The following is a 13,647-nucleotide window of genomic DNA, read 5'->3' as shown; positions in this document are numbered from 1 at the left end:
ATTATATTACGCCGAAATTTTCAGGGAGAAATTCAATGTCTACGGATAACAAATACGTCTTCAAGCTTTCTTACGATTCTAATTCAACTGCAGATAATACGATTGATGCATCCATATTGGGCACCAGCCTGATTAATATGTCTCAGTTAATAAAAGAGTCTACAAAGGTCTTACATGGTGAGGAAGCAGACGCAAGGGTCGAAGTTCAAGCACACGAACCAGGCTCTTTCATTGTAGAGTTTGTTGCGTGGCTAGATAATGGTGGTATTGAAGTGCTTCGTGCGCTTGGTATTGCAACCACGACCGCATCTGTTTCAATTGGTACTGTTTTTGGGGCGCTAAAAGCCCTGCGCAATCGGAAGCAAGTTGAAAAGCAAATTATTGATGATGTTGCAGAGATTACATTTGATGACGGTGAAAAAGTAAAGATTCCTGTAACTGTAGACAAGTTAGTGTCTAATTTTTCAATCAGAAAGCATATTTCCGAAGTGGTTAAAAAGGCGTCTGATTTCGAGGATGGCGCTACGGTTAAGTTGCTGGACGACAACAATCAGATTGTCGAAGAAGTATCACCTGAAGAGGTTGAATACTTTAAAGCACCTTCGAGAAAGCTCATGGCCGAGGAAGTAACTACAGAGAAGGTCACAAATATAATATTTACAGTCGTTGCATTAGAAAGTAAAACGGGTTGGAAGATTAGACTACCCACCGGAGGTGAGGTATCAGCGAGAATGAACGATGAAGCTTTCATGGAACGTATATCGAAGCGAGAGCGTCAGTTTATTAAAGGTGACATGTTTGAAGTAAAACTAAAAACAGTCGAACGCATTGTCGACGGGAAGACCACAACAACAAGGTCTATTGAACAAGTAATTCGGCATCGCGTGGAAGAATCTAAAAAGGTACTCTAATGAGCCAGCATGAAGTAAGTTTATTACTTGAAGCATTATGTTGGATAGCGCTTATTCTATCAGCACCAGTTTTTTATAAATTGGCGTATAGGATAACGTTGCCAATTTGGTATCGTATATTCAGGAAACCAAACTTAAAGCTTACATTCAGACAGGGAAACCGGACGTATTCCGTTGTAGTTGATCCAAACACAGACTATGCACTAGACCTCGAAGAGCGTTTAAAACAATTGGGGTTTAAATGACATCTCCTACGAAGAATATAAAAGAGCAATACTCATCTGCGACTATAAGTGCGCTAATAATCGGAGTAGTTGCAGCATCAGAAATCGCAGGCAAGTATGAAGAAATCATTTTAACTGGAACTCCCATCATAGTTGCTGGCTTCTTCATTGCTTGGGATTGGTTTAGGCTTGGTAAGGGGTGGAGTTCTTATTCTGAATTAAAGGAAGATAAAGATTTGGAAAGACACCTAGACAGTGTTAGAAGACAGATTAATGATTGTGAAAAAGCTCTAAACAACCCCCATTTAAAAAAGCACCATGCGGAGTATGAAGCCAAAATGCATGCATTGACAAAGTCACTTTTTAGAGATGTCAAAGCAACTGCAACTGAAGAACCTCCCCAAATCCAAGCTAAACCCCACTAATTCCTATAGCCCGACATACTTGTTCGGGCTGTAAAAAACGCTCTTTTGAACATCCACTTATAGCACTTTATTCGCGCCATGTAGCACTGCCACCGTTTTTTTTGCTTCGTTAGAAACCAGTCGTAAACAACGCTACTCTAGACTAGCGCTATCTGGCGTGGTGACGTTGGATAAATTCACACTACTTAGTAAGCGGTGATAAATCATGAATTGTAGCATTAAACGCTAGAAAGGTTTCAAAACGGTAATTATCACATTTCCCCTATTACACAGAGGCCTACCTTTTGTGTGCTGCAGTTAAATCCGCTGTAAGGCCCCGTATTGACTTAGTATCGACCTCACTATAGAAAGTGTCAGATAGTCGCTTTACGCGGTCTATTTGGGCTTTGTTTGTTAGGTTGAGCAAACAGTAAGTGACATACCGGATAAAGTAAGCCCGTGGTGCATTAGCATCATTAGGTTTCTTTAGAGTAATTTCAGGCCAGAACGGCTCATAGGTATATTGCAAATCATGCCATGACTTAAAACGTTCAGAAGCAGCGTTAACCTGAGTAAGTCTCTCTAAGTCCCACATAAAGCCAAGTGACGACTCAAAAACTCTATCCTCTAATGCACTTTTTAATGCCTTCGCTTCTTCTCTGTTTGTTACATGAAAATCAATAAGCCACGCAAGGTCTTTGTATAGGTTAAATACTCTTTCGTCAGATACTGATTGCAATTCGCTTCCAGATAAAAGGGCTGCGAGTTTCTGTGACGTTTGAGCCACATCAGCTTTCCACTTTTGCCTATCCTTTGCTGTTAGCTTGCCTTGGGGGTTATCAGGCCCTAAATACCCCATTACGATTACAGCAAGTAAGTCTGAAGCTGCGTAGTCACTACAGGATATAGCATCTTTCCAGATATAAGCGTTATCAGGGTTATCATAAAAGAGCCTAGGTATGTCGCTAATAGCTTGTGAAGCGCGCCCAGCCCTATCAATAAGTAAACTAATATATTCACGGCTACCTTCGCTTTGTGTCGTGGCTAATTCCTTATTAAGGCTTTGTATGCTTCTGACCTTGTGTTGTAGATCGGGAAGAATTTCATTTTCCCACGATGATAATGCTTCATCTAATGAACCGAGCATTTTTGTCATACCGTACCCCTACGGAATCCCATAAAGAGGAACTGGCACAGGTGATTGGGGTCACTTTTCGGGAGCTACCCTAGCGCCAGTTTATAAGGCTAAGCTGCGGTGATAGTCAGCACGTTATAGTCAGGGTCGATATACTTATGAAGAATCGCATGATATTCGTGTGAAGCGTCACATATCTGAGAACTGACGCTATAACAGGCACTTCTAAATGATTGATACTCTGTAGATGAGTCTTTTTGTTGGAATACGCCGTTTTCTAGAATTCCTAGCATTTCATCTGCTAGGGCACTTGAAGCTTCTCTTGTCCTAATGATTAACGCTAGGTCTTTAGAACTATCACCCTTACCAATGCTTTCAAGCTGGGTTAACGTACTTTTAAATGCGGGTAACATTAAGCTGAGCGTTTCTGATAACGTCTGAGATTGTGAGTCTGTATAGCTGCGACCACCATCTATAACAAGCTGCATGGTGTTATACAAACTGGTGAACGCTAGTAGCTGACTCTCATGCTCACCTGCGTCTAAGTAATTCTTCAATCTATTATTGATTTCCATATTAATTCCCTACCGAAGTTAATTGACCCTGCACGACACTCATCAGGCTTGTTTTTTAAAAATGGGCGTAACGTTACCGTTATTCTTAAGACTATCTAAGTAATCACTCCACCATTGCATCATTTCTTTACGTTCTTCTAAGTAACGAGCATGGTGCGTGTAAGCAGCTCTAACACCATTCCTTTCCATATGTGAAAGCTGACGTTCTATTGCGTCAGGGTTAAAGCCTGTTTCATTCAGAATCGAGGAAGCCGTAGCACGGAACCCATGTGGGTTAGCCTTGCTTTTGCCTTTAGTCTCACCATCGTACCCCATGCGAAAAATAGCCATTCGCATAGTATTGTCAGACATTTGTTTGAACCTATCTCTTTCAGAAGGAAAAACGAACTCGAAACGAGCGCTGAACGGCTTAGTATTTTCTAATACTGCAAGTGCTTGCCTAGAAAGTGGCACGATGTGATCGGACTTCATTTTCATTCTATGCGCTGGTATCCGCCATAGCTTTTCTTCTAAGTCGAATTCATCCCAACGAGCACCGGCTAACTCACCAGGTCTAACAAAAGTGTGTACTAATAGTTCAATAGCTAGCTTGGTGAGCAAGCGGCCTTGCTGGTGGTAATCATCTAAATCACTTAGAAACTGTGGCAATTCTTCCCTTGGTAAAGAGGCCCTGTGCGATGTTTTACGCTTTTCCAGTATTCCGGATAGCTCAGAAGCAGGGTTATGGAGTAGAACGCCAGTCTGTACAGCGAAACGACACACACGCCTTATGTCTTGAAGTACTCTTTGTGCAACATCGAGCGCGCCACGCGTTTCTATTTTTTGAACGGTTCTAATTATATCTTGAGGTGTGATTTCACCAATGGGCCGCTTGCCTAGCGTCTTCAACGCATTATCATTTAAACGAGTCCAAATTCGGGCGGCATGGCCCTCGCTCCACTGGCCCTTTTGTTTGTTCCACCAAAGCCGTGCTTGAGTGTTAAACAGTTCTATTTCGCTTACAGAAGAAAGGTGCTTCTTTTCCTGCTTTATAGCGCTAGGGTCAATATCATCCCTTAATAGCCTTCTAGCTTCTGATACTGCTTCTCGTGCATCCTTCAAAGACACTTCTGGATAGACGCCAATTGCCAATGTCTTTTGTTTACCCTGAAAACGATACTTAAGACGCCAGTACTTAGAGCCATTCTTTTTCACGAGCAAGCGCAGGCCCTTCTCATCAGTGAGCCAAATATCCTTTGTGCTTGCTTGAGCTTGCTTTATTTGAATGTCTGTTAAGGGCATGTGGTGCTACCTATCGTCTGATTAATCGACTGGTGCTACCAACATGCTTACTTGCTGGTGCTATTTAGTCGTAATTGAATCTGTGTAGCACCGAATGTAGCACCATGTACCACGAGATGACAATAGACGACAATATACAGGTAGACACTGTAAATGCTGAAAAATAGGGAATTTGGAGTGTGAAATTGACTGTAAGAAACTATTAAAAACTATGAAATGGTGCCCGGGGCCGGACTTGAACCGGCACGCTGTTACCAGCGAGGGATTTTAAATCCCTTGTGTCTACCAATTTCACCACCCGGGCATCGGGTTGCTTTTCAGCAAAGGTGTCAGGCGTAGAACCTGATGCTGCGTTGCAGCGTTTGGAGGCGGAACCCGGAGTCGAACCGAGATAGACGGATTTGCAATCCGCTGCATAGCCATTCTGCCATTCCGCCAGATGCGTCTGGCGCGTGATTAAAACTTATCTCTAAGAGATTGGAGCGGGAAACGAGATTCGAACTCGCGACCCCGACCTTGGCAAGGTCGTGCTCTACCAACTGAGCTATTCCCGCATGTCTTAATCGACCATTTCGTTTGGTTGATGTCCTCTCGAAATGTGGGGTGCATTCTACCTACCCATTCAAAACTGTCAACACAAAAAAGCGTTTAAATTGAGATAAATGCGGTTTTTTATGATCGTTTGCTATTTTTTTATTCACTTTGATTAAACCGCGATCAATTCTACTTTGCTGCGCCACTTCGAAGGTGTGGCCACGCCGCTTTTGTATAAACAAACATTGACCAAATTGACAGCACTGCAGAGAAATATAAAAGGATATAACCTAAAGAAACCCAATAAATTGTTACGCCCATAAAAGTTTCTAACCCTGAAAGTAATCCAATTAAGGCTAACATTTGCGCAGTTGTTTTAGCTTTACCTATAAAAGACACTTTAACTGCATCCCTTACACCATTCGAACCCATCCATTCACGTAACGCCGATACATAAATTTCACGTACTAAAAGCGCAATGGATGGCAAAGTTATCCAAAGGTTTGCATAACTATGTGTGATCATAAGAAGCGCGGCACCAACGATAAGTTTATCTGCTACTGGGTCTAAGAAGGCGCCAAAGGGTGTAGATTGCTGAAGTTTTCTAGCTAAATACCCATCAAACCAGTCGGTAATGGCTGCCAGCCAAAAGATAAAGGCCCCTGCCTCGTGCGCCCAGCGCCAATCAAGAAAATAAACAACCACAAAAACAGGTATAAGGATTACTCGAAATAAAGTAATACAGTTTGGAACAGTCCACATAAAAATTACATCTCGGTGTTATGCCTCTATGGGCGTTTTAGCGCAGTAGCTCTTAACTCAGCTTCTTGCATTTTCACAACACATTACCTTAATTTGCAATGTATTGCTTGTTACTCAGTCATTTATTGATGAAGGTGGTCGTAAATAGTATCCGCCAGTTCTGGGCTGATGCCTGGTACACTTGCTATTTCATCTTTACTGGCCTTTTTAAGACCTTGTAAGCCGCCCATAAACTTCAACAACGTTTGTCTACGCTTAGCGCCTATACCAGGAATACTTTCAAGGCTTGAGGTCGTTTTCACTTTCTGACGGCGGTTGCGGTGCCCAGTGATAGCAAATCGGTGTGATTCATCGCGAATATGCTGAATAAGGTGAAGCCCAGGCGAATGGCTATCCATTGGAAGCACTTGATGACTGCCTGCCAAAATCAGGGTTTCTAAGCCGGGCTTACGGGTAGTGCCCTTTGCTACACCTAAAAGCATGGGCTTTTTATCATGAGGCCAGTCTTCAAAAAACGCCTCAGCTTGGGCAAGCTGACCTTTACCACCATCTATTAATAGAAGGTCCGGAATTTTCTGCACTTCTTTAACGGACTTATAGCGACGCTTTAATGCTTGCGCCATAGCCGCATAGTCATCTCCAGGTGTTATGCCTTCAATGTTGTAGCGACGGTAATCACTTTTATGTGGCCCTTCTCGATTGAATACCACGCAGGACGCCACTGTTTGTTGACCAGAGGTGTGAGAAATATCAAAACATTCCATGCGCTGAATGGGGGTATCCACTTCAAGGGCCGCTTCTAAGTCTAAATAACGGGCAAACACAGACTTTTGTTGGCTATATTGAGCATCTAAGGCGGTTTGTGCATTTGATTGGGCAAGCTGCAGATACTTACGCTTCTCTTCCCTCGCCCCTTTGAAGAAATGCACCTTGTGCCCTGCTTCACTGGCAAGTACATCTGCAATAGCATCTTCGTCACTAAGTGTGTTGCTTAACACGATTTGTTTAGGAATGACTTTGTTGCCAGCTAAATAAAATTGTAGGAAGAAAGATTCGAAAACTTCTTGCTCGTCTGCCGTATTGGGTACTTTAGGGAAATACGCTTTACTGCCTAATAACTGCCCTTCGCGAATAAACATAACCTGGATACAGGCCATGTTGCCTTTGAACGCGAAGCCAAACACATCCATTTCGTCTTGGGTACCGGCAACCCATTGTCGCTCTTGTACTTTCCTTAATGCGTTTATCTGATCGCGATAACGCGCGGCGGCCTCGAAGTTTAATGCTTCGCTGGCTTTTTCCATTTTGTCCACCAGCCCACCAATGACTTGCTGGTTTTTACCTTTTAAGAATAAGCGAGCAAAATTGACCTGTTCTTGATATTCCTCATCGCTAACATAGCCTTCAACACAAGGCGCGCTGCATCGCTGCATCTGATACTGAAGGCAAGGTCTGCTACGCGCACGGTAATAGCTGTCTTCGCATTGACGTACAGGAAAAATACGCTGCATAGAACGTAAGCTTTCTCGAACTGACCCTGCACTCGGGTATGGCCCGAAATATTCGCCCTTCTTCTTTTGAGGGCCGCGATGGAAAGAAAGCCGAGGATGTTCGTGATCTGATAAAAAAATAAAAGGGTAAGATTTGTCGTCACGCATTACCACGTTGTAACGCGGTTTATACTTCTTAATGAAGTTGTTCTCTAGTAGAAACGCTTCGGTCTCACTATTTACAACGGTGACGTCCATGTTAGCAATCTGGCTAACTAACGAACGCGTTTTAGCGTTATCAAGGTTAGTACGAAAGTAACTTGATACTCGCTTTTTAAGGTTTTTGGCTTTTCCTACGTAAATAACCTCTTCCTGGCTGTTATACATACGGTACACACCAGGTTGAGAGGTTAAATTCTTAAGAAATGCTGCTGAATCAAATGCAGACATAATCACTTTGACGTTATGCGTCTCGTGACGCTTAAAAGGTATTAGGACTGATTAGCTTATGACGGTAGGCTAAGTGTGTTAACTCTACGTCAGACGTCACGCCTAATTTTTGGAACATACGATAACGGTAGGTATTAACCGTTTTTGAATTGATGCTAAGTTCTCGAGCAATATCTGGCACTTTATGACCTTCGGTTAATCTCATGGCTATTGTAAGTTCTCTACTCGATAGCTCATCAAATGGATTATCCGAACTTGGCAATAACTTACTTATCGCAATGCTATTGGCCATTTCATTGTCGAGATACATTTGCCCCGCCGCTACTTTATGAATGGCAAGAATGACCTCATCTGGCTTTGCGTCTTTGGTAAGAAATCCAAACGCACCCGCTTCCATTACCTGCATAGGTATTGGGCTTTCTTTGTGCATTGAAACACATATTACCCGCGTATTTTCTGACATGCGAACAATTCTCTTTGTCGCCTCCAGTCCGCCAATACCGGGCATGTTCACGTCCATGAGTACCACATCTGGCGCATTTTTTCGGCACATTTGTACCGCATCTTCACCGTTACTCGCTTCATCGATAACGGTAAAATCTTCTACGTCTTCCAGAATTCGGCGTATCCCTCTTCTGACCAAATCGTGGTCATCTGCTAGGATTATTTTTATCACTCTAGTATCTCACTGACTTCAGTTTTCTAAACAACTAGGTTAAAGACTGTCAATATTCGTTAATGATAATTATTAACAGCCTAAAACCTTATCATAGCCATCATACCACGAGATAAAGATTCTTGAAGTAGAGATACACAAATTGAAACTAAATTATTGATCTAGATTACCTTTAGTCAATTAAATTGGTAAATCAAACCAAAGGGCAATTAAATCTTGAGAGGCAGTGAGCGTAATATTATCGTCCTCATAGATCCCAACAGCATCGCCAGATTCCAGTTCAACTACTTCACGTGTACTTTTCGCCGAAGCTTTTGCCCCACCTGAAATGATATGAAGATACCCTTTTTGCCCTTCAGCATTTCGTTGCCAAACTTCTTGAGCCTTCAAGGTCAAGCGACTTATTGACGCATTCTGCTTAATTTTCAACGAACCATTTTTGCCGTCGCTGCTTACAAGCAACTCCAGCTTTTCATTACTACCCGCATTACTACCGAAGGTTTTCTGGGTATAACCTGGGGTCCCACCTTTTTCATTTGGCACAATCCAGATTTGAAGAAAGTTCACAGGTTCTTCACTAGAGGGGTTAAACTCTGAATGCATAATGCCGCGACCCGCACTCATCACTTGTATATCACCCGCAGGTACCACGTACTCATTGCCCGTGTTGTCTTTATGCTTTAAGGCACCGCTCACTACATATGAAATGATTTCCATATCTCTATGGCCATGAGTCTCAAAGCCTCTACCTGCCTGAACAATATCATCATTAATCACCCTTAACGCTGAAAAGCCCATGTGCTTCGCATCATAATAGTGCCCAAATGAAAAACTGTGTCGGCTTTCTAGCCAGCCAAAATTAACTTTTCCTCTTTCGTTCGCTTTTCGCAAGTACATCATGTTGATTCCTTAAACCTTTCTGCTCTTACAACACCTTTTAACTTTCCACATGCCACGTAGGAGCTTCTATATTGGTTGATTTGATTCGCAATACAGTTAGTTTAATTCTTTTTAGTAGGAATAAAATGCGGGATTATAGAGTTAGTTGTTCTATTATTTAGAATTTAAAAAGTTCGATTAGAAACTTATTGGCGTGTAATTCAAGTTAAGCAGTAGCTAAGAGCTACAACGTAAAGCACAAACGCTGCAGTGCGGTTTCGATAACCGCAGGATGACAGGCCAAATTAAGCCTTATATAATTTGGCGCGCCAAAAGGGGCGCCATCGTTACCTACTACGCCCCGCTCTATACACTGTTCCACACTTGCAACAGGTGAATAACGAAGAATCTGATCAGACTCCTTTCCCATTGAATCTTTTGCCGTTTCCACAGAAACCATTGGTTGTGAGATCTTCAGTGGAAATGAGGCGAGATTTAGCCAGAGGAAGTAGCCAGCGCTTCCCATGGTATAGCTTACATTGATGCCGTAGTGCTTGAAAAAGCGCACAACTAGCTTTCTATTAAAGGCTAACGCACTTTTAACCGTATCCAACCAGGTGCTGCCATTCTCGTAGGCCGCAATAAGAGCAACTTTGCCCAAATTGCTTGCGTTAAGGTGCCGGGCACTGATGGCTTGTGAAAATTTATCACGGGTTCTTTGATCTTTAATAACTGCGTACGAAGCACCGGGAATACTGGCTAGGTTGAAGGCCTTAGAGGCACTATTAAGGTGGATAATTCGCGGTGTGTGACCGATATTTTTATCTATTGGTTTATCTTGCTCGCTTTTTTCAGCTTCGCTTAAACATGCGCTATCAAGTTCACAGCCAAAGATAGGGATAAGGGTCGGCTCGTTATGTGAGTTAAATGCAAATTCACTGTGTACTTCATCAGTGATCAACAAAATATTGTGATAAGCGCAAAAATCCACGATTTTACGTTGTGCTGAAGCGCTTAATACTGTGCCAGTAGGGTTGTTGGGGTGACAGATAACAAATGCAACTGAAGATTTGTCTAAAGCGTTAAGGTCTATCTCGTTAAACGAATCATCGATACTTTGCTCATTACTAGTGTGTGACCAAGCTACATCAGTATATTTCTCTTCAACGGTATAGTCTGGCTGCCCTACTGGTATGTATATTGGTTCTAAATCATTGTTTTTCACCGTTTCGACTATGGGCGAATAGGTCGGCGTTAACACCATCACCTTCTGCCTGGCTTTACAAAATGTTCGAAGCGCTACGTCTATTGCGCCAATAACACTGGCCACATCAACTACATCACTGCTCTTTACCTCAAAACGGCTGTATTTCGGTGAACTGCGTTCAAAACGTTTAGCCACAGCCTCACCAATATCAAGAGACTGATATCCATATGTTGAGCGAAGGTTTTTTGTAACTGCACTTAGAATATAATCGCATGGCGGTACATCCATATCGGCTATCCACATAGCAATAGGCTCTTGCTGAGAATCTATGACTGATGTTTGCTGAGCCACAGTGCTATAAAAGCGCGGCAATATTGCTGAATACTTTAGCCGAGTTTGGTCAAGTTTCAGGTGAGCGGGAGCCTGCCACACATCTTTGTGAGGCATAAACTCGTGCTCAAATGTGCTGAACACGGGGAGTTGATTTTGCCCTTCGTTCACCCTCGACTTACTCTCTACTTAAGATTCTGGCAGTATTTTGCCCTTTTGCTTGCTATGCTGCTTTTGTGCTGTTGAGTTGCCCTGTTAACTCGAGCTTAGGGCTTCTTGGCACTGTAACAAGCACAACGCGTTCTCAGTTATTATTTATATAGGTGTTTATTTAAACAACATGCCACCTCAGATATCAAGCCACGCTTTGTTTAGTGTTATAACCCAAAGCGCGGCTCCAAAACTAGGCACCAAAGCATGACACAAGCGTCTTTTATCTAGCCTTTAATCGCTTACCTTTTCAAATACATTGAACTCGGAAAGCGTGTGCTGATATTTACGTTTGGTTTCTCGAATGACAAACGGCAGCTCTGTAGGCTCGCCAACGCGCTTAAAGCCGCTACCTAGCGCGTCTTCTAGTGCTTGCGTAGAACTCAGTGTTTCACCATTTTCATCTTTATAGCCCCCTAACCACTCGCTTCTCTCTGTGTATTCTTCAAGCCATGTGAAGGGGCTGGCAACAACAAGCAAACCGCCTTTGTTTAAACGTTTTGCCATATCAGCCAATACTTTCCTAGGGCTATAGACTCTATCAATTAAATTCCCCATAAAGATAAGGTCGTAGCCCGTATACTGAGGTTTTAAGTTACACGCATCGCCCTGAGCAAAAGTGACCTTTTCTGCACTTTCTTCTAAACCTAAAGCGGATAGTTTCCTTGCCTTAAATGACGTTAGTTCACCTTCTTCTATTAGGTTATAGCGGATCTCACCACGCTCTTGCATATCAAATGCGGTTTTAATGAAGCGAGCAGAAAAATCAATGCCATCAACGTGGTCGAAATGTTTGGCAAGTTCGAACGTTGAACGACCCACAGCGCAGCCTAAGTCCAATGCTTTGCTATGTTCACGTCCTTGCATATTGTCGATACAAAACTGAGCACTGGCTTTGGCGAAATTGGGCACACCATAATATTCGTCACCATAGTGAAACTCGCTATATTGCGACACTTGTGTATCGCTTTCATAATCAAAATCGTTCACTGCTATAACTCGCTTTCCTTGAACATATCTAAATCCGGCATGCTGAAAGAAATGTCGCCTAAATGCGTAACGGCTGTCTTTCATTGCCTCGTTACCAGTAGATACCCAGCTACCACCTTTAATGAGGTTATGCTTGTTATCATACGTTGGCGTAGTAAAGTCGTCGTACAGAGGGTGCACTTTAAAACCTTCAAACGGATAGATAGGTGTTTCAGTCCACTGCCATACGTTCCCTACTACATCAAAGAACTCGCCTGACTGATTAACATTAACAGGCTCACTTGATGCATATTTTTGCAGAGCGATGTTGAATCCATCGGCGTAAATCGGTTGTGATACACCAGCGTACTGACGCAGCGCTTGCCACTCATTTTCAGTGGGCAAACGAATAAGCGACCCAGTCTTCTCGCTTAAGTAATTACAAAAGGCTTTTGCTTCATGATAATTAACGTCTACTGGCCAATCTAGAGGGAGTGGGTGTTCTTCAAGCATGCTGCGATACACATAGTCATCGCCTTTTTTAACCCAAAACACAGGAAATTGGGCTTGGGTGTATTCACGCCACTTATTGCCTTCGGCTTCCCAATACTTCGCATTATGATAACCGCCGTCTTTAACGAAAGCTAAATACTCGCCATTGCTTACCAGATACTTAGATGCACTAAACTCGCTTACAGATTCTTGCTGAGTTCCATATTCATTGTCCCAGCCGTAATAGGCACTATCCCAAGTCTTATCATTAATTACCGTTTGCGCTGGAACCGTAATTAATGCGTTGTGTTCAAGCTCTTCAGGCTTAGTGAGCATTGTAGGGCAAACAGGCCATTCTGTGCTGGCTCTTACAGACGAAATAGGTAATTGCCTAATAAGTACAGACGAGGTTTCTAAATGAATGCGTTCGTGCTCTATTCCCATCACTAAAGGCCACATTGGGCTGTCCCAGTCGATAGGCATGCTAAACGGCATGGTATCTATAAGGTCGCATACCAAGGTGCGTACTTGATTTCGATATTGACGCACCTCTTCAACCTGCGGCCAATCGTAGTTTTCATCATTGAGGTCATCCCAACTCATTTCATCAACGCCAATAGCGAAGAGCGATTCAAACTTAGGGTTAATACGCTCGTTTATGGCCTTTGAAAGCACGAGCTTATTGATAAAAAACGTGGCGGTGTGGCCAAAATAAAAAATTAACGGATGACGCAGCTTTTCAGGTCGCTCGTAATAGACCTCGTCATTCGCTAGGCAAGAGAAAAGTGATTCATATGTGTTGAATGAGTCGAGGAAATACGCCTTTATTTCCTGTCTTTTTTGTTCAACCGTACCTTCCCGAAGATTAAGTGTGGGCATTGCCTGCATAATGTCCTCTTGAATTCTTGTTATTACTACCAACTGCGTAGGACCAACGATACACGTGTGAGTACACCGCTTTAATATGCCGTAATGATTTCAGTTGATTGTAAACCTTTTTATATATATCAAGCTTTTGTGAATAAAGCGCGACATAACTTGGTTTTTATGAAATGTTTTGTAATTACAAGATACAGACAGGATGAGATCAGAAAATATTTCACCCATAAAAAACCCGC

Annotated in this window: 11 protein-coding genes and 3 tRNA genes; 2 read left to right on the top strand and 12 right to left on the bottom strand. The window is 42.7% G+C overall.

Annotated features, from left to right (window positions below; translation table 11 throughout):
- Window positions 1-35: 35 nt before the first annotated feature.
- Both IW644_RS07090 and IW644_RS07085 read left to right on the top strand, forming a co-directional pair.
- Window positions 36-911, top strand: a complete 876-nt coding sequence (locus IW644_RS07090) for a hypothetical protein (RefSeq protein ID WP_269917024.1) — start codon at window positions 36-38, stop codon at window positions 909-911.
- Window positions 912-1,152: 241 nt separating this feature from the next.
- Window positions 1,153-1,560 (top strand): hypothetical protein, encoded by a 408-nt coding sequence (locus tag IW644_RS07085; RefSeq protein ID WP_269917023.1) that lies wholly within the window; start codon window positions 1,153-1,155, stop codon window positions 1,558-1,560.
- Window positions 1,561-1,837: 277 nt separating this feature from the next.
- Here the strand turns inward: IW644_RS07085 and IW644_RS07080 are convergent, their stop codons facing one another.
- The 12 genes from IW644_RS07080 to ovoA form a co-directional block, all read right to left on the bottom strand.
- Window positions 1,838-2,695 carry a hypothetical protein gene (locus IW644_RS07080; RefSeq protein WP_269917022.1) on the bottom strand — a complete coding sequence of 286 codons (858 nt, stop codon included), beginning with the start codon at window positions 2,693-2,695 and terminating at the stop codon, window positions 1,838-1,840.
- An 89-nt stretch (window positions 2,696-2,784) separates the two neighbouring features.
- On the bottom strand, window positions 2,785-3,249 hold the full coding sequence (locus IW644_RS07075; RefSeq protein ID WP_269917021.1) for a hypothetical protein: 465 nt from the start codon (window positions 3,247-3,249) through the stop codon (window positions 2,785-2,787).
- 42 nt (window positions 3,250-3,291) lie between these two features.
- Complete coding sequence (locus tag IW644_RS07070) at window positions 3,292-4,530, bottom strand: tyrosine-type recombinase/integrase (protein ID WP_269917020.1); 1,239 nt, start codon at window positions 4,528-4,530, stop codon at window positions 3,292-3,294.
- A gap of 217 nt (window positions 4,531-4,747) precedes the next feature.
- Window positions 4,748-4,834, bottom strand: a tRNA-Leu gene (locus IW644_RS07065).
- Window positions 4,835-4,893: 59 nt separating this feature from the next.
- Window positions 4,894-4,967 (bottom strand) — tRNA-Cys (locus IW644_RS07060).
- A 41-nt stretch (window positions 4,968-5,008) separates the two neighbouring features.
- Window positions 5,009-5,084: transfer RNA gene (locus IW644_RS07055), tRNA-Gly, on the bottom strand.
- A 169-nt stretch (window positions 5,085-5,253) separates the two neighbouring features.
- The gene (pgsA, locus tag IW644_RS07050; RefSeq protein ID WP_179983518.1) at window positions 5,254-5,826 is read right to left on the bottom strand and encodes a CDP-diacylglycerol--glycerol-3-phosphate 3-phosphatidyltransferase; all 573 of its coding nucleotides are present in this window, start codon (window positions 5,824-5,826) and stop codon (window positions 5,254-5,256) included.
- 122 nt (window positions 5,827-5,948) lie between these two features.
- The gene (gene uvrC / locus IW644_RS07045; RefSeq protein ID WP_269917019.1) at window positions 5,949-7,766 is read right to left on the bottom strand and encodes an excinuclease ABC subunit UvrC; all 1,818 of its coding nucleotides are present in this window, start codon (window positions 7,764-7,766) and stop codon (window positions 5,949-5,951) included.
- A gap of 31 nt (window positions 7,767-7,797) precedes the next feature.
- On the bottom strand, window positions 7,798-8,442 hold the full coding sequence (gene uvrY, locus IW644_RS07040) for a UvrY/SirA/GacA family response regulator transcription factor (protein WP_269917018.1): 645 nt from the start codon (window positions 8,440-8,442) through the stop codon (window positions 7,798-7,800).
- Between the two features lie 180 nt (window positions 8,443-8,622).
- Window positions 8,623-9,342, bottom strand: a complete 720-nt coding sequence (locus IW644_RS07035) for a pirin family protein (RefSeq protein ID WP_269917017.1) — start codon at window positions 9,340-9,342, stop codon at window positions 8,623-8,625.
- A gap of 223 nt (window positions 9,343-9,565) precedes the next feature.
- Window positions 9,566-10,975 (bottom strand): aminotransferase class I/II-fold pyridoxal phosphate-dependent enzyme, encoded by a 1,410-nt coding sequence (locus IW644_RS07030; protein ID WP_442864430.1) that lies wholly within the window; start codon window positions 10,973-10,975, stop codon window positions 9,566-9,568.
- A gap of 327 nt (window positions 10,976-11,302) precedes the next feature.
- The gene (gene ovoA, locus IW644_RS07025; RefSeq protein ID WP_269917015.1) at window positions 11,303-13,417 is read right to left on the bottom strand and encodes a 5-histidylcysteine sulfoxide synthase; all 2,115 of its coding nucleotides are present in this window, start codon (window positions 13,415-13,417) and stop codon (window positions 11,303-11,305) included.
- Window positions 13,418-13,647: the final 230 nt, after the last annotated feature.

Origin of the sequence: Alteromonas sp. PRIM-21, assembly GCF_027563165.1 — a bacterium.
Classification (GTDB): Bacteria; Pseudomonadota; Gammaproteobacteria; order Enterobacterales; family Alteromonadaceae; genus Alteromonas; species Alteromonas macleodii_A.
This window is presented reverse-complemented; position numbering and strand designations above follow the sequence as displayed.